Origin of the sequence: Paraburkholderia sp. SOS3 (genome assembly GCF_001922345.1) — a bacterium.
Lineage (GTDB): Bacteria > Pseudomonadota > Gammaproteobacteria > Burkholderiales > Burkholderiaceae > Paraburkholderia.
Genome location: NZ_CP018812.1, coordinates 699,667 through 716,229, shown reverse-complemented (window position 1 = coordinate 716,229; position 16,563 = coordinate 699,667). Strand labels below are relative to the sequence as shown.

The following is a 16,563-nucleotide window of genomic DNA, read 5'->3' as shown; positions in this document are numbered from 1 at the left end:
TGCGGCTCGCTGCGTCGCAGCGCGCCGCATCCGATTCGCCTCAGTGATGCGCACGTGCCGCTCTTGTGTGTGCCCCCTTCGTCGCGGCAGCCGAGCGGGCAGACGCGCCCTTCGTCGCCGCGCCCTTCTTCGCGGCAGCGGAACGACTCGCGGCGGACCGTCGGCTAGCAGCAGCCTTCGTCTGCTTCGACATCGCGGCACTCGACGCGTCGCGGCCGCTCTCGCGCTTGAGCACAGACGTCGTCACGCGCGAGCGCTTGGTCTTCGATTCCGTGCTTGCGCTACGTTTCGCCGTGGATTTCTTACCTGCGGCCGAGTCTTTCTCCGCTTTCTTGCGCGTCGCCTCGCTCGTCTTGCCGGCTTTCGGGGGCTTCAATGCCACGCCGGCGCGCCGCGCCTTTGACAAGCCGATCGCAACCGCCTGCTTCGCCGAACGCACGCCGTGCTTGCCTTCGCGGACGTGATCGACCTCTTCCTTCACGAATTCGCCGGCCTGCGTGCTCGGCGCTTTGCCCGCGCGCTTATCGGCTTTAGCGCGGCTCAGAGTTTTTTTCTCAGGCATGACAGTCCTCCACTATGGCTGTAGGCTCCAGCATTCGAGCAACCTGTGTGCCTCGCCGGGCACGTGTCGGCAAGTGGACGCCCGTTCACCATGCGCGGCATGCGAAACCCGGATGCGCGAAGCGCGCCGACGGCGTATGGTTATGGCAAGCGCCGACATTCGTCTGCGGCACACGTGGAGATCCGTGATGAAGATACCGCCAGTCAGGGCAGGCGCCCATATCGAAGGGATTCACTGGGTCGCGGAATACGCGGAAGACGTGCACGAGATTCGCGTGTTCCGCGAGGGACAGGAAGTCGACGTGCATGACGCGCCGTCGACGCTATTCGGCGACGAGGAAAGCGCGGGCTCGAAGAGTTGCGCGGATCATCGCGCGGCGGAGGCGGCGGTGCTGGCGTATTTGCGCAGGTTTGTGGCGGAGCACGACGCCGAAGAGTGATCGGGCCTTTGCGTTTTTCCTTTGAGCGCTCAAGCGTTCTACCGCTTGAGGCCTGTGGTCCACGCACGTCGTATTACCGCAAGGTCCGGTACAGATGTTCGACGCCGTTGGCCGCAGCATGCGGCGCTGTCCATTTTTACGCCACGCGCGCGGCCGCTGCACCGGTTAGTGCGTCCGCGCCGGTCGCGAGTTTCGTACCGTCCTTGAGCGGCACGCCGGTCAGCTTCTGCAGCTTCGCGAATTCGATGTCGGAAAAGATCTCGCGCACGACGAGCCCATCGCCGGTCACGTCGATCACCGCGAGATCCGTATAGATACGGTCGACACAGTTGACGCCCGTCACCGGATACGAGCACTGTTCGACGATCTTGCTCTCGCCCTGCTTCGTCAGATGCTCCATCATGACGAACACCTGCTTCGCGCCGATTGCAAGATCCATCGCGCCGCCAACCGCCGGAATCGCATCGGATGCGCCCGTGTGCCAGTTTGCGAGGTCGCCGTTCACCGATACCTGGAACGCGCCGAGTACGCAGTAGTCCAGATGACCGCCGCGCATCATCGCAAATGAATCGGAGTGGTGAAAAAACGCGCCGCCGGTCAACAGCGTGACATGCTGCTTGCCCGCGTTGATCAGTTCGTCGTCTTCATCGCCCGGTGCGGGCGCGGGTCCCATGCCGAGCAGGCCGTTCTCACTATGCAGGAAAATTTCCTTGTCGACCGCAAGATGATTCGCGACAAGCGTCGGTACGCCGATGCCAAGATTCACATAGGCGCCTTCTGGAATATCGCGCGCGACGCGTTTTGCCATTTCATCGCGAGTCAGTCGGTTCATTTTCTGGTCTCCTCGTCAGGCCGCCGCAGCGGAGGACGAAATGCGATGCGCCGCCTGCGGCACCTCGATTACGCGTTGCACGAATATGCCCGGCGTGACGATTTCTTCCGGATCGAGCGCGCCAAGCGGCACGACTTCCGACACCTGCACAATCGCGGTCTTCGCGGCGCTCGCCATGATCGGGCCGAAATTGCGCGCGGTCTTCCGGTAGATCAGATTGCCCCAGCGATCGCCCTTGTAGGCCTTGATCAGCGCGAAATCGGCATGCAAAGGCATTTCCAGCACGTAAGGTTTGCCGTCGATCACGCGCGTTTCCTTGCCCTTCGCGAGTTCCGTGCCGTAGCCGGTCGGCGTGAAAAAGCCGCCGATGCCTGCGCCCGCTGCACGAATACGCTCGGCCAGATTGCCCTGCGGCACGAGTTCCAGCTCGATTTCGCCGGCGCGGTAGAGCGCGTCGAACACATACGAATCGGTCTGCCGCGGGAACGAGCAGACAATTTTGCGCACGCGCCCTGCCTTCAGCAGCGCGGCCAGTCCGGTATCGCCATTGCCGGCATTGTTGTTGACGATCGTCAACTCGCGCGCGCCTTGCGCAATCAGCGCGTCGATCAGTTCCGCCGGCATGCCCGCCGTACCGAAGCCGCCGATCATGACGGTCGCGCCATCGTGCACATCGGCAATGGCCGACTGAAGAGAATCGAAAATCTTGTTGATCATCACGGTTCCTGTTGCGAATGGCTTTCGGTGCGATTTGATCGCGCCGATCGGATCGCAATTTGTTCGCTATAAGAACATCGATTCGTTTAGCGAACGCTCGAAGGGCATTATCCGAGCCGGCACGATCGGTTGTCAAGGCCGGGGTTTCCGTGCACGTGAGGCACGTCGAGAGCGCCAGTCAAGTCGGCGCGCGTTCAGGAAAAATCCATTAGCTATTCGAAAGACCGTGCTGCTTTATTCATTCATTGCACGTGTCGTATAACGATATGACGACGCGCCGAACCATTCGGCATAAATAAAGCAAGCGGATGTACATATCGGCGGGCAAACCAACCGCTACTTCGCATTGAGCCGCCGACATTCCGACAAGCTGGCTGCTAAAGGCCGCTGTTTTTGATATAAATGATGGTCAGCCGCATTTTCGCTGCCTCGCTGGCCAGCCCACATATCGGATTGCTTACTATCCTGCAAACAACGTAAGAAGGCTGTCTAACGAGCGTGTGAGTCAGATTATCCGGAATAGATTATGACGTACTCGTGTGCCGACTTTACTGCCGACGTGATGCAGTGCCTCGTCCACTCCGAAGCCATTCGCGCGACCGACATCCCTGACGACGATCCCGCCAGGTCGGCCGACATGGCAGTCGAAGCGATTGTTTCGATGCATCGCGCGAGCCTCTCGTCGCGCTTCGTGCGCGAACTGCTGGACGAAGTCGATTCGCTCGATGCCGTAGCCAGCCGATACGGCATCCGCGCATTGACGTTTCTCTTCTATCTGCAGTCGGCCATTCTCAATGAGAGCTACATCGCGGTCCAGGACGACGGCGACGCGCAAGCGATCGCGCTCGTATCGCATTTGCCGTCGGCCGAGGAATGGCTCAAGCACATTCGCATGAATCCGGCTCACGCGTGAAGGTCGATCCGCGCGTGCTGTCGCGTTAACGTCGCGCGGCCGGCTGGGCACTCGTCTGACATCTCTTCCCTGCAGCCGACATAGCGCGTAAAGCGCATGAATGCGCGAACGATCATTTCCTTAATCAGCGCGTAACGCAACCGACTCTTCGCCAGTCGTTTCCCCGAATTCTCGCCGCCAGCAGTAATCCCTGTGATCTGGTGCAACGCAGGATGCCGCCCGCATCAGCAACGCGTGGCCTTCGATACAATCAGGTAAATTCGTGCCGGTATGCCGGTATCGGCTGGCACGAAATCTTCGATTACTCAAAGTGCCGATCACCGTGATCGTCGACGACATCACAGGGCGCACGCGTTCCCGCGATCCGGACAATCGATAACAGCATGGGACTGGAGGAAAAATGACGACAAACAAAGAGAAGCTGGCATCCGCCACGCCGAAGAAAAGCGCGGAAGCCTCCCGCCCGACTCGCGAAGAAGCCGAAGACGCCGTGCGCGTGCTGTTGCGCTGGGCCGGAGACGACCCGCAGCGCGAAGGTCTGATCGATACGCCGGCGCGCGTGATACGTGCATACGAAGAATTCTTCGCAGGTTATGAAATCGATCCGCGCGAGATCCTCGCGCGCACGTTCTCCGAAGTGGACGGATACGATGAAATGATCGTCCTCAAGGACATTCGCTTTGAAAGCTATTGCGAGCATCACATGGTGCCGATCATCGGCCGTGCGCATGTTGCTTATCTGCCCGAGCATCGCGTGGTCGGCATTTCGAAGCTCGCACGTCTTGTCGATGCGTTCGCAAAGCGTCTGCAGATTCAGGAAAAGATGACCGTGCAGATTGCCGACACGCTGAACGAGATCCTGCAGCCGAAAGGCGTCGGCGTGATTCTCGAGGCCTCGCACCAATGCATGTCGACGCGCGGCGTGCACAAGGCCGGCGCTGAAATGGTGACATCGCGGATGCTTGGTACTTTCCGTACCGACCCTTCGACGCGACGTGAGTTTCTGTCGATAGTCAGCAGCCCGTCGTCGGTGCTCGTTGCGAATACGTAGGGCATTGCGGCCGCCCGGCGCACGCGGCCTTGCGGTCGTCGGCCGTCACGCTGCTTGATCGCGCAGCCGCGTCTGCGCCTCGAGCGCTAGCGCGCGCTGTCGTCGTTGCCGCGATCGCGGTTGCGCTCGCCTTCGCGCACCTTGCCCTGCGATACGCTGCTGCCCGGCGGCACACTGTGTGTCAGCCACACGTTGCCGCCGATCACCGAGCCCTTTCCTATCGTCACGCGCCCGAGAATCGTTGCGCCCGCGTAGATCACAACATCGTCTTCGACGATCGGATGCCGCGCATTGCCCTTGATCAGCGCGCCGTCGATGTCTGCCGCGAAGCTCTTCGCGCCGAGCGTCACAGCCTGATAAACGCGCACGTGCTTGCCGATGATCGCGGTTTCGCCAATCACGACGCCCGTGCCGTGATCGATAAAGAAACTCGAATCGATCTGCGCGCCCGGGTGGATGTCGATCCCGGTGGCCGAGTGCGCGATCTCATTGATGAAACGCGCCAGCAGCGGCACACCGAGGCGATGCAGCGCATGAGCGAGACGGTGGTGCGTCATTGCCCACACGCCCGGATAACAGAGCAGGATTTCGGTGATGTGCTGCGCCGCCGGGTCGCCGGTGTAGGCCGCCTGAATGTCGCTCACGAGCAGCGCGCGAATTGCCGGCAACTGCGTGCCGAATTCGCGTGCGACTTCGAAGGCGCGCACACCGAGATTCGCATCCGGCGTTTCAGCGTGTTCTGGAAGAAAGCGCAGTGCGCGGCGAATCTGTTCGGCAAGCAGGCGCAATGTGCTTTCGAGTGTGTGCCCGACGTAATAGTCGACGCTTTCATCGGTCAGATCGGGCGCACCCCAATGCGTTGGAAACAGCGCTGCGCGCAGGCCGGCGAGGATATCGATCACCGCCTGACGCGACGGCAGTTCGCGAATGCCGCGCGGATGACGCGTGCGATGCAGCTGTTCGCGCGACGCGCGCAAATCGGCAACGATCTGTTCGAGACCCCACTGGTTCGGCGAAACGTTTGACATGGCAAGGACGGCCGCCGTGCGGGGGGCACGGCAGGAAGTGAATTGTCCCCAGAGATTACCGCGTTTTTTGCGGACCCGCGCAGCGCGGCTTCGCCCGTGCCGAAACACACGCCTTCTGGCACAGGAGGCTAATGATTCAAATGCATCGATGGGGGGAAATCGAATGTGAGGTGGAACGTGGTATCAACCGCAGCATGAAATAGGCGATCAAGCGAGTGATCAGGCGCGCAATGCATGAGGCCGCGGTGGCCGCGCGGCCCTTTGCGTCAGATCGTCAAACTGCTTGCGTCGATCCAGCGCACAGCCCAGTCGCGCGCATGCGCGATTGCAGTGGCTTCATCGGTGAAGCGGAGTTCGGAGGGAAAGAACCGGTTGGCGACCAGCTCGCCATCGCTCGATCGGGATACGACGACATACGCCTGCCAGGTTCCGTCGCCGGCGCGCGCCGGCGAGCAGTTCAACAAATAGCCACGATGAGTGAATGCAGCATCGACATGCATGAGTCATCAGCTCCTGACTGCCTCAATGACGGTTCGAGAAAGTGCATTACCGTACTACCCACGTCGGCCATTACTGTGGCGCCGTAAAGCTTAGGATTATTACTAACCGCCAACGCCTGGTCGAAAGTCGATGATACTCTGTAGAAAATTCGCGTCCATTAAAAAAACACAAAAAAATGCCGAGCGCGCTTAGTGGACACTTTAGTCGTCTTGCTGCCATACCGGCGTGATCACCGCCATCGTCGACATCGCTTCGATCGTGCGCACTGCGCGCTTGCACCGGTCCGCGCGCGTGTTCGCGCGCTTCTTCGTTCCTCATGCTTCGCCCGGAACGGGATTTGCTGGCTCTACATTGAAGCCGATTCGTAAGGAGGAACGCAGATGAACCCGACTCAAGGCGACAAGCCCGATCCATCGCAACATCCCGAGCAGGCGCGAGATCATTCGCAGACGAACTCACCTGAACGGTCGACGCTGAGCATGGAAATGCACAACGATCGCACCCATGACAGCACTGTCGACACCGATGGCAAGAACCGCGAAGCCGCACGCCTCGCGGGATATGGCAAGATCGGACCGGACGAAGTGACGACGAGCAACGCGACGCTCGACAATCATGTGCCCGAAGCGGACGATGGCCTCGCAGGTTTCGATAGCCGGCCCGGCGGCAGCGGCGTGCTGCTTGCAGTGGAGCCCGGTTATACGGTGGTCGAGAAGGGCATGATGATGCCCGACGACACCGGTCATCCGGACGAAAAAGCGCGTGCGCAAACAGACCCGGAATTTCGCGGTCGTGTCCACTATGCCCTCAATCATCGACGGCCCGGGCGAGTGATCGAGTTCAAACGCAACAAGTAGCGAGGATAATCTGTATTGCGTTTGCCGCTTTTTTTTCGTCGGGCGATTTAACGTATTGCGACAGAATCGGTCTGGCTTGCCTTCCGCTTCTAGTGAATCTCAGGCTCGCCGTTGGGCACCGCGCCGCCGCGCTGCAGGAAATCGAAGTCGCAGCCCTTGTCGGCCTGCATCACATGAATCTGGTGCATCGCGCCGTAGCCTCGCGTGAAACGCGGTGCCGGCGCGACCCACTGCGCCTTGCGGCTCGCGAGTTCCGCGTCGCTGATCAGCACGTTGAGCCTGCGTTGCGGCACGTCGAGTTCGATCAGATCGCCGTCGCGCACGAGCGCGAGCGGGCCGCCGATAAACGATTCCGGCGCAACGTGCAGCACGCATGCGCCGTAGCTCGTTCCGCTCATGCGCGCATCCGAGATGCGCACCATGTCGCGCACGCCCTGCTTCAGCAGCTTCTGCGGGATCGGCAGCTGGCCCCATTCGGGCATGCCCGGCGCGCCGACCGGACCCGCGTGCTGAAGCACGATCACACAGCGCTCGTCGATATCGAGCGCGTCGCTATCGATGCGCGCGGCCATGTCGTTGTAGTCCTTGAACACGACGGCCCGCCCCGTATGCACGTGCAGCTTCGGATCAGCGGCGCCGGGCTTGATCACCGCGCCGTCGGGCGCGAGATTGCCGCGCAGCACGGCGAGGCCCGTGTCGCGCATCAGCGGCGCCGCACGGCGGCGGATCACTTCGTCATTGAAGATCTCCGCATCGCCGATGTTTTCGCCGAGCGTCCTGCCGTTCACGGTGCGCTGCGTGCCGTCGATCAGCTCGCCCAGCTCCTTCAGCATCGCGCGCAGGCCGCCCGCGTAATAGAAGTCTTCCATCAGGTACTGGCCCGTCGGCCGGATATTCGCGAGCACCGGCGTGCGGCGCGCGACGTCGTCGTAGCGCTCGAGCGTGAGATCGACGCCGGCACGCCGCGCGAGCGCGATCATATGCACGATCGCGTTGGTCGAGCCCGACAGCGCAAGGCAGGTCGTCACCGCGTTATCGACCGAGCGCGCCGTGACGATGTCCGACGGCTTCAGGTCTTCCCAGACCATGTCGACGATGCGCATGCCCGTTTTCGCGGCCAACACCGCGTGGCGCGAATCGGGCGCCGGAATCGATGCGAAGCCCGGCAGCGTGAAGCCGAGCGCTTCGGCTGCGCTCGTCATCGTCGACGCGGTGCCCATCGTCATGCAGTGGCCCGGCGAGCGCGCGATGCCGCCTTCCACGCCGCGCCAGTCGTCTTCGGTGATCTTGCCGGCGCGCAGATCGGCCCAGTACTTCCAGGTATCGGAGCCGGAGCCGAGCGTGCGGCCGTTCCAGTTGCCGTTCAGCATCGGGCCCGCGGGCAGAAAAATGGCCGGCAGATCCATCGAGATCGCACCCATCAGCAATGCGGGCGTGGTCTTGTCGCAGCCGCCCATCAGCACGACGCCATCGGCCGGATACGAGCGCAGCGTCTCCTCGACTTCCATCGCGAGGAAATTGCGGTAGAGCATGGTCGTCGGCTTCTGGAACGGCTCGGAAAGCGTCTGCACCGGCAGTTCGACCGGAAAGCCGCCGGCCTGCCAGATGCCGCGCTTCACTTCCTCGACGCGCTGCCTGAAGTGCGTATGGCACGGGTTGATCTCGCTCCACGTATTGAGGATCGCGATGACCGGCTTGCCCGCATACTCTTCGCGGCCGTAGCCCATCTGCGCCGTGCGCGAGCGATGGCCGAACGAACGCAGGTCATTTACGCCATACCAGCGATGGCTGCGCAGTTCTTCTGGTGTCTTCCTCTTTGCCACACGTGCTCCTGATTGGTTAGGCATCCGTCGCAGTCTTTTAGCCGCCTTTGACGCCCTGCGTATTGACATACAACGCGTAAAGCCCGTGGCTCGCGGCCATGAAAAGCCGGTTGCGATGTCGGCCACCGAAACAAACGTTCGCGCAACGCTCGGGTAACGCGATATGGCCGAGCGCTTCGCCCTGCGGCGAGAACACGCGCACGCCGTCGAGTTCGTCCGTGCCCATGCCCCAGCCGCACCAAAGATTGCCGTTGATATCGACACGGAAACCATCAGGCGTACCGGCCGGCCCTGCATCGATAAGTATGCGGTTATTCGCGAGCGAGCGGCCGTTCTGAACGACATCGAAAGCGCGAATCGTGCGTGGCTCGCCGCGCGATTCGACGATGTAGAGCACCGATTCGTCGGGCGAGAATGCAAGGCCGTTCGGACCGGTCACGTCGTCGTTGACGAGTGTGACTTCACCGGACTGTCCATCGACGCGATACACGCGCTGCGGCATTTCGGGATCCTGCTTTTCGCCTTCATAGAAGCTGTCGATGCCGAAACTCGGATCGGTGAACCAGATCGAGCCGTCCGATTTGACGACGACATCGTTCGGCGAATTGAAGCGCTTTCCTTCGTAGCGATCTGCAAGCACCGTGATCGAACCGTCGTATTCGGTGCGTGTTACGCGGCGCGTCAGGTGCTCGCAGGTCACGAGCCGACCTTCGCGATCGCGTGTATTGCCGTTCGCGTTGTTCGACGGACGGCGGAACGGCGTCACTGCGCCGGTCTCTTCGTCCCAGCGCAAAATTCGATTGTTCGGGATGTCGCTCCACAGCAGATAACGCCCGTCGCCGAACCACACAGGTCCTTCGGACCAGCGCGCACCTTGAAACAGGCACTCGACCGATGCGGATGCGAGCCGCAAGGCGGAAAAACGTGGATCGAGAATACGAACGGCGGGATCGGGATAGCGGCGGGTGTTGTCGGTCATCGCGGGGTCGGTCGTCGTGGACGCTGCGGCGCGCGATGAGGCGGGTATGTTGCGCGTTGCGCGTCGTGGGGTTCTGGTACAGGTTCGAACGTTGACGTGCCGGGCCTTCCTTGGCCCGGCACGTTCGCTACTTCTACGTGTCGCGTCGCGCCGTATTACGCCAGCGCAGGCTTGCCGTTCAGAATGCGCAGCAGCTTCAGCGGGTTCTCGTCGTGCAACGCCTCGGGCAACAGCGCGGCAGGCAGATCCTGATAGCAGACCGGGCGCAGGAAGCGTTCGATCGCCATCGCGCCGACCGACGTCGCGCGCGAATCGGACGTCGCCGGATACGGCCCGCCGTGCACCATCGCGTGGCACACTTCGACGCCCGTCGGATAGCCGTTCGCGAGAATGCGGCCCGCCTTGCGCTCGAGCGTCGGCAGCAGGCGCCGCGCGAGCTCGTAGTCTTCCGGCTCGATCTGCAGCGTCGCGGTCAACTGGCCTTCGATGTATTCGGCCACCTTGATCATTTCGTCGATGTCGCTACACGTGACGATAAGCGACGTCGGTCCGAAGATTTCGTCTTCGAGCTGCGCGGTCGCGAGAAACTGCATCGCGTTCGTCTGGAACAGCACGGGCAGCGCTGAACACGTCGCATCGGTTTGCTGTCCTTGCGCAATGCTTTGCACGCCATTCAGTTCGCGGCGCTGCGAAACGCCATCTTTATAGGCGTTTGCGATGCCGGGAGTCAGCATGCTTTGCGCACCCTTCTGCGCGAGTGCCTTGGCGGCGGCATCGATGAAAATCTGTTTGTTCGGGCCTTCGAGCAACAGCACGATACCCGGGTTCGTACAGAACTGGCCGACGCCGAGCGTTACCGAATCGACGAAGCCGTTTGCAATTGCCTCAGCACGCTTTGCCAGTGCGCCCGGCAACACGAAGAACGGGTTGACGCTGCTCATCTCGGCGAACACCGGAATCGGCTCGCGACGTTTCGAAGCAATATTCACGAGCGCGACGCCGCCCCGGCGCGAGCCGGTGAAGCCGACCGACTTGATCGATGGATGCGCGACGAGCGCTTCGCCGATCTCATTGCCTGCGCCGACGAGCAGTGAAAACACGCCTTCGGGCAAGCCACTGCCGGCCACGGCTTTCTGGATCGCGCGGCCCACGAGTTCCGACGTGCCGAGGTGCGCCGGATGCGCCTTCACGACGACCGGACAGCCGGCCGCGAGTGCCGACGCCGTGTCGCCGCCCGCAACCGAGAATGCGAGCGGGAAGTTGCTCGCGCCGAACACTGCAACGGGTCCAACGGGAATTTTCTGTGCACGCAGATCGGAGCGCGGCAGTGGCTTGCGCTCCGGCATCGCGGGATCGATCGTCGCCGAGAGCCAGCGGCCCTCGCGCACGAGCGATGCAAAGAGGCGCAACTGGCCGACCGTGCGCGCGCGTTCGCCTTCGAGGCGCGCTCTCGGCAGCGCCGATTCAGCTTGTGCGCGTTCGATCAGCGTGTCGCCGAGCTCGACGATGTTGTCCGCGATCGCTTCGAGAAGGCGCGCGCGTTTTTCGAGCGGCGCCTGACGATACGGATCGAACGCAAGCGCGGCCAGTTCGCAGGCACGGTCCACTTCCACCGTACCGCCTGCGCCGAACTCAGGCTCGATCTCGATGTTGCGGGCCGGGTCAAACGCGCGCAGCGTGCCTTTGGTACCGCGCACCGCGGACCCGCCGATCAGCATGTCTCCGGTAATCTGCATGTTGCAACTCCTGTCGTGTGCCGCGCAGCGCTCACTGAAGTTGTTGTGCGCGGCTCAAAACCAAATAGTGGGTATGCGCCTTCAGTTGCTCGCGGAAGAAACCGCGAGATGGCGTTCGAATGCGAGCAGTGCCTGCGTCGCAGCATCGATCTTCGCATGATGTTCGATCGGCGTCGAACTGAGCAGCGGAAGAATCGGCCCCATGTCCGCGATTTTCGACATCGTCACCGCGTCATGCAGCACGCGGATCAGCGAGATTTCATCGCGCAGGGTTTCGAGCGGCATGAACGCGTCATAGAGGCGCCGCGCTTCGCGATCGCGATTCGACTTCACCGCGTTTAGCAGCGCCGTCACCGCATGCGGTGCGATGCAACCCGAACCCGTGGTCCATGCGGCGAGTCCGAATTCCTGCACATGCACGAGCGCTGGCCGCTCGCCCATGCCCGAAATCACACGCACGCGATCCACCTGCTCGAGTAGTCTGCGCAAATATGGATCGTGCGCCGGATTGCGCCGCACGATCGCGTACTTGATCGCAATCAGCGTGCCCCGATTCACGAGACGCGCGAGTGCGTCGACGTCGACATAGTCCTCGCTCTTGATGTACAGCGTGAGCGGTATGCCCGCAACGTCGGCAATACGCGCAAGCCCTGCTTCGACGCCTGCCGACGTGGTAAAGCCCGAGAACGGCAACACCATCGCCGTACGGTACGAGGTTTGCGCGAGAATGCGCGCCTCGTCCAGCATCTTGCCGTAGTCCGCGCCGAGCGCCGGGATCACGCGCGTGTGCGGCCCGGCGCTTGCCGCAAGCATATCGAGCAGATCCCGATATTCGCTAACGGCGACGTGATAAAAATTCGCATTGCCGCCGTAAAGCACCGTGCGCACACCGCCTGATTCGATATGGCGAATCAGCTTGGCGTTCTCTACGGCGTCGAGACTGAAATCGGCACGGCGCGCAAGTGGCGGCACCGCCATCACGCTTGCAGAGAACTCAAGCTCGTGAATCGGGGCAACGTTCATGGCGGCTCGCGTCGGAAATGCGCTGGAACCACGGTACATCTGACCCCCGATGTTGTCAAACAACTTTGCAACATGTACGCATATCAGGGACAATGCGTATTCGTCGGCGCAACCAATGGTTCATACTGGTAGCGAAGTGGTCTGCAAACATCCGAAGAAAGGTCGGTAGCTCGGCTACGGGTGTCGGCACTGCCGCACGGATATAACCTTATTATTGGAATCGCTTTCGGATGTCCATTAGAGCGCTATCGCCCGCAGTTTAGGCTGCGATTGCCGAAACTGTTTCGATAAAACGCCATATAAGGCGACCATTTTCGTCAATTCCGAATGCTACGTCTGATTTTTACGTAAGGTTTGGAATCAATTATTTCGGCTATCGCGCTTTTTCAGTAAAAGAAGAATAATGATGCTAAATTGATACAGTACAGAAACAGTGGTCATCGCGCGCGCGGCTGGAGCCCGCGGCATGGCTCGCCGCGCCCTGAGAGAACTGCCTTGTCGCTACCTTATTTTGAGCAGTTGTCGCCGATGCTCAACGCAACCGACGACAGCACGTGGTTCGCCGAACTTGCCCGCCTCGCCGAAGGATGGGGGTTCAACCGCGTGCTGGTCGCGATCGTGCCGCGTCCAAGTATCCGGATGGAGAATTCCTTCCTGCGCAGCACGTACGCACCCGCATGGCGTCAGTTTTACGACGCGCACGGCTTTGCGCACATCGACCCCACTGTCACGCACTGCGTGACGAAGTCATCGCCGCTGATCTGGTCACCTGACCTGTTCTCGACAAACCCGCAGCAGTCGATGTATGAGGAAGCACGCCTGCATGGCCTGCGCGCGGGCGTGACATTACCGATTCACGGCCCGCAGCAGGAAAAAGGAATGATCTGCTTCGTGAACGACAGCAACCCGACGAGCGAATTCTGGCGCCACATCGACGTGGTGTTGCCAAATCTCGTTTTGCTGCGCGATCTTGTGATCGATACGAGCCAGCCGTACCTGAATAACCACGCGCAGGCGCTGTTACCGAAACTGACGCCTCGGGAGCGCGAATGCCTGCAATGGACGGCGCGCGGCAAGTCTACGTGGGAAATTTCGCACATCCTCGGATGTTCGGAAGCCGTGGTGAACTTCCATCTGAAGAATATCCGTGCGAAATTCGGCGTGAACTCGCGGCGCGCCGCGGCCGTCATTGCGACGCAACTCGGCCTTATTGATCCAGGTTGATCAGTTCCCGCGCCTCACCGGACATTACCCGGCCGGCTTTGCCAAGATCGCCGTCGGTGACCGTTTTCGAAAAATAAAGACCAAGCAGAATCGACACCGGCGCGGGAATTTCCGCACCCGACTCAAAACGGCTGCCCCGCGATTGCGTAACCCCGAAACGAGCCCAAAACTGCCGTTGGCTCTCCTTTCTCTTTTTCCGATAAGCGATGATTAAAACACGGTCGACAGCAGACGAAACATCCGTCGTCCGGTTTTGCACGGCGGCTTGCCAATGATTTTCCAGCAGTTCCATGGTAATCCCCATTGGGTTGGGCAATGTTCATCTCAATTTTGATGACGCGGAGACTACCCGGACACCTATCCAGGTGGATAGGTGCAAATATCTATCCAGAATGCATAAGTTTTTCTGCGTACGGGAACGGACCCGGGCGAGGAGAACATCATGCATGCAGCGATTCGAATTGGTACCCCGAAAGAGTTCGACAACACTGACCTCCACGAGATGTACCGTCTGAGAGCCCGCGTGTTTCACGGGCGTATGGGATGGGACATTCCGATCATCGCGGGGATGGAGGTCGACGGCTACGACGCCCTGGGACCGCATTACATGCTGATTCAGGACTCGACACGCCGCGTACGCGGCTGTTGGCGCCTGATGCCAACCGAAGGCCCGAACATGCTGCGAGATACGTTCCCGCAGCTTCTGCACGGCAATGCTGCGCCGCTCGGACGGCACATCTGGGAACTGAGCCGCTTCGCGATCGAGGCCGGCGACGACCAGGAGCAAAGCTTCGGCTTTGCCGATGTGACGATGCACGCGATCAAGGAACTCGTCACGTTTGCCGACAAGATGGGCATTACGCGTTACGTGACCGTGACGACCACGCCGATCGAGCGCCTGCTGCGCAGAACGGGCATCGAGATCGGCCGGCTCGGCGCGCCGGTGCAGATCGGCGTGGAGCGCGCGGTAGCGCTCGATATCGCGGTCAGCGAGCAAACGCGCAATGCGCTGTTCGGCCAGATGGCGGTTGCGGCATAGCGGCTAACGGCTAGCCGCTCGCGACGACGAGGGTCACCAAGCGCACAGGCGTGTTCACGCCTGCTGCGACGACTCAACACGCGCCTACGGTTGCGCTTCGGCCCGCACTGATGCGCGCGCTGCGGCTACCCCGCACGATGTGCTTCGCCCGCTCGCCCATGCGAGTTGCAGCGGCTATCGACTATCGGCCACGTCCCCGGAAGGTGATGTGTGCAATCTTGCGCACGAGCAGCGCCGCTGCCAACGCCGCGCAACCGGTCAGCACGACGCCGATATGAATCGATTGCACGAGCACGTGCCGCGCTGCCTCGAGCAACGCGGGCCCTTCGAGCCCCGCGCGTTTTAGTTGCACGAGCAACGAGTCGCGCAAGCTTTCGTCGACGAGAACGCGCGGATCGCCGAGCGTCGGGCGCCACTTCGCGGCGACCGGCTCGCCGAGCACGCGCAAAGTGTCGTCAATACCCGACACATAACGGCGATTGATGATCGTTGCGACGATGCTCGTCCCGAGCATGCCGCCGACCATCCGCGTCGACTGCAGCAGCGCGGTCGTGATGCCGAAGCGCTCGCGACCCGCGATTTCCTGGCCGAACACGTTCAGATTGTTGAGGATAAAGCCGAGTCCGACGCCGACGGCCGCCATCGAAAGCTCGAGATACAGATGCGGCGTCACAGGCGTCGCGACCGAGAGCCCGATCGATGCCGCGACGAGCAGCCCGAAGCCGATCGAAAGAATCATGGTCGGCCGCGACATGTGAATGACGACGCGCGTGTTGATCATGCTGCCGATCGCAATGCACGCGGCGATCGGCGTCGCGAGCAGACCGGCCTGTTGCGGCGACAGCCCGAAACCGCCTTGCAGCAGCAGCGGCGCGAAAAAGATCAGCGAGAACATCACGAAGCCGGACAACACCGACAGCGTGAACAGCGTGACGAGCTGCGCATCCTTGAACAGATCGAGCGGGATGATCGGGTGCGTTGCGCGGCGCTCGCAGGCCAGCAGCAGCGCCGCGCCGATCGCGACGATGCCGGCAAGCGCCACGTTGGCGCCCGTCAACCCGTCTTTCGGCACGGCCTCGATAAACGTCTGAAGACCGCCGAGCACGAGTGCGACGAGCAGCGCGCCACCCCAGTCGATGCGCACTTCGCCCACGTGTTCGCGCTTGTAATACGGCAAATGCGCCCAGATGAAATAGAGCGCGAGCGCGCCGACCGGCAGATTGACGAGAAATGTCGAACGCCAGCCGAGATGCTGGCTCATCCAGCCGCCCAGCGACGGACCGGCCGCCGTACCGATACCGTACGCCGCCGCCATCACGACCTGCCAGCGCACGCGCTCGCGCGGATCGGGGAACAGATCGGGAATCGACGCGAATGCGGTACCGACCATCATCCCGCCGCCGACGCCTTGCAGCCCGCGCGCCAGGACGAGAAACGGCATGCTTGTCGCGACGCCGCACAACAGCGAAGCGACCGTGAACACGATCACCGCGGCGATCACGAAGCGCTTGCGGCCGAAATAGTCGCCGAGCCGGCCGAACACCGGCACCGTGACGACCGACGCGAGCAGATACGCGCTGGCAATCCATGCGTAGTACTCGAAGCCGCGCAGTTCGGAGACGATCGATGGCAACGCAGTACTGACCACCGTTTGGTCGAGCGCGACCAGCATATTGACGAGGCCGATGCCGAGCATGGCCAGCAAAGCATCGCGAAAGGGCAGGACGACAGACTTCGGTTGGGGAGAATTCACTTCGGCACGACGCGGTCAAGCGCGCAAAAAGGCACGACAAAAACGGCCTGAAAGGTGGAAAAGGAGGTCAGCACACCGCGGCGGCT

At 61.6% G+C, this 16,563-nt stretch carries 17 protein-coding genes; 6 read left to right on the top strand and 11 right to left on the bottom strand.

Annotated elements, in window-relative coordinates; all coding sequences use genetic code 11:
* Window positions 1-40: 40 nt before the first annotated feature.
* A complete protein-coding gene (locus BTO02_RS23195) occupies window positions 41-562 on the bottom strand; it encodes a DUF6496 domain-containing protein (protein WP_075159573.1) in 522 nt (173 codons plus the stop codon).
* Window positions 563-749: 187 nt separating this feature from the next.
* On the opposite strand from BTO02_RS23195, the gene BTO02_RS23190 reads away from it, so the two are divergent.
* The gene (locus BTO02_RS23190) at window positions 750-1,001 is read left to right on the top strand and encodes a hypothetical protein (protein ID WP_075159572.1); all 252 of its coding nucleotides are present in this window, start codon (window positions 750-752) and stop codon (window positions 999-1,001) included.
* Between the two features lie 136 nt (window positions 1,002-1,137).
* On the opposite strand, the gene BTO02_RS23185 is transcribed toward BTO02_RS23190, so the two are convergent.
* Both BTO02_RS23185 and BTO02_RS23180 read right to left on the bottom strand, forming a co-directional pair.
* Entirely contained in the window at window positions 1,138-1,833 is a 696-nt protein-coding gene (locus tag BTO02_RS23185) for a 3-oxoacid CoA-transferase subunit B (RefSeq protein WP_075159571.1), read from the bottom strand.
* Between the two features lie 15 nt (window positions 1,834-1,848).
* On the bottom strand, window positions 1,849-2,550 hold the full coding sequence (locus BTO02_RS23180) for a 3-oxoacid CoA-transferase subunit A (RefSeq protein WP_075159570.1): 702 nt from the start codon (window positions 2,548-2,550) through the stop codon (window positions 1,849-1,851).
* A 526-nt stretch (window positions 2,551-3,076) separates the two neighbouring features.
* On the opposite strand from BTO02_RS23180, the gene BTO02_RS23175 reads away from it, so the two are divergent.
* Window positions 3,077-3,463, top strand: a complete 387-nt coding sequence (locus BTO02_RS23175) for a hypothetical protein (RefSeq protein WP_075159569.1) — start codon at window positions 3,077-3,079, stop codon at window positions 3,461-3,463.
* A gap of 400 nt (window positions 3,464-3,863) precedes the next feature.
* Window positions 3,864-4,514 (top strand): GTP cyclohydrolase I FolE, encoded by a 651-nt coding sequence (folE, locus tag BTO02_RS23170; RefSeq protein WP_075159568.1) that lies wholly within the window; start codon window positions 3,864-3,866, stop codon window positions 4,512-4,514.
* Window positions 4,515-4,600: 86 nt separating this feature from the next.
* On the opposite strand, the gene epsC is transcribed toward folE, so the two are convergent.
* Together epsC and BTO02_RS23160 are read right to left on the bottom strand one after the other, a co-directional pair.
* Complete coding sequence (gene epsC / locus BTO02_RS23165; protein ID WP_075159567.1) at window positions 4,601-5,542, bottom strand: serine O-acetyltransferase EpsC; 942 nt, start codon at window positions 5,540-5,542, stop codon at window positions 4,601-4,603.
* A 266-nt stretch (window positions 5,543-5,808) separates the two neighbouring features.
* Window positions 5,809-6,042: a hypothetical protein gene (locus BTO02_RS23160; protein WP_075159566.1), complete on the bottom strand. Its 234-nt coding sequence runs from the start codon at window positions 6,040-6,042 to the stop codon at window positions 5,809-5,811.
* Window positions 6,043-6,522: 480 nt separating this feature from the next.
* Between BTO02_RS23160 and BTO02_RS23155 the strand changes: the two genes are divergently transcribed.
* Window positions 6,523-6,900, top strand: coding sequence for a DUF3005 domain-containing protein (locus tag BTO02_RS23155; RefSeq protein WP_075161292.1), 378 nt, complete (start codon window positions 6,523-6,525; stop codon window positions 6,898-6,900).
* 89 nt (window positions 6,901-6,989) lie between these two features.
* On the opposite strand, the gene araD is transcribed toward BTO02_RS23155, so the two are convergent.
* The 4 genes from araD to BTO02_RS23135 form a co-directional block, all read right to left on the bottom strand.
* Window positions 6,990-8,747, bottom strand: coding sequence for an L-arabinonate dehydratase (araD, locus tag BTO02_RS23150; protein ID WP_198039310.1), 1,758 nt, complete (start codon window positions 8,745-8,747; stop codon window positions 6,990-6,992).
* Window positions 8,748-8,760: 13 nt separating this feature from the next.
* A complete protein-coding gene (locus tag BTO02_RS23145; RefSeq protein WP_075159564.1) occupies window positions 8,761-9,702 on the bottom strand; it encodes an SMP-30/gluconolactonase/LRE family protein in 942 nt (313 codons plus the stop codon).
* 155 nt (window positions 9,703-9,857) lie between these two features.
* Complete coding sequence (locus BTO02_RS23140) at window positions 9,858-11,438, bottom strand: aldehyde dehydrogenase (NADP(+)) (protein ID WP_075159563.1); 1,581 nt, start codon at window positions 11,436-11,438, stop codon at window positions 9,858-9,860.
* Window positions 11,439-11,519: 81 nt separating this feature from the next.
* The gene (locus BTO02_RS23135) at window positions 11,520-12,461 is read right to left on the bottom strand and encodes a dihydrodipicolinate synthase family protein (RefSeq protein ID WP_075159562.1); all 942 of its coding nucleotides are present in this window, start codon (window positions 12,459-12,461) and stop codon (window positions 11,520-11,522) included.
* Window positions 12,462-12,980: 519 nt separating this feature from the next.
* Here BTO02_RS23135 and BTO02_RS23130 point away from each other — a divergent pair.
* On the top strand, window positions 12,981-13,685 hold the full coding sequence (locus BTO02_RS23130) for a helix-turn-helix transcriptional regulator (protein ID WP_075159561.1): 705 nt from the start codon (window positions 12,981-12,983) through the stop codon (window positions 13,683-13,685).
* Here BTO02_RS23130 and BTO02_RS23125 read toward each other — a convergent pair.
* Entirely contained in the window at window positions 13,669-13,977 is a 309-nt protein-coding gene (locus tag BTO02_RS23125; protein ID WP_075161291.1) for a helix-turn-helix transcriptional regulator, read from the bottom strand. The genes BTO02_RS23130 and BTO02_RS23125 overlap by 17 nt on opposite strands.
* A 150-nt stretch (window positions 13,978-14,127) precedes the next feature.
* Between BTO02_RS23125 and BTO02_RS23120 the strand changes: the two genes are divergently transcribed.
* Complete coding sequence (locus tag BTO02_RS23120; RefSeq protein ID WP_075159560.1) at window positions 14,128-14,724, top strand: acyl-homoserine-lactone synthase; 597 nt, start codon at window positions 14,128-14,130, stop codon at window positions 14,722-14,724.
* Between the two features lie 181 nt (window positions 14,725-14,905).
* Here the strand turns inward: BTO02_RS23120 and BTO02_RS23115 are convergent, their stop codons facing one another.
* The gene (locus tag BTO02_RS23115) at window positions 14,906-16,420 is read right to left on the bottom strand and encodes an MFS transporter (protein ID WP_075159559.1); all 1,515 of its coding nucleotides are present in this window, start codon (window positions 16,418-16,420) and stop codon (window positions 14,906-14,908) included.
* Window positions 16,421-16,563 lie beyond the last annotated feature (143 nt).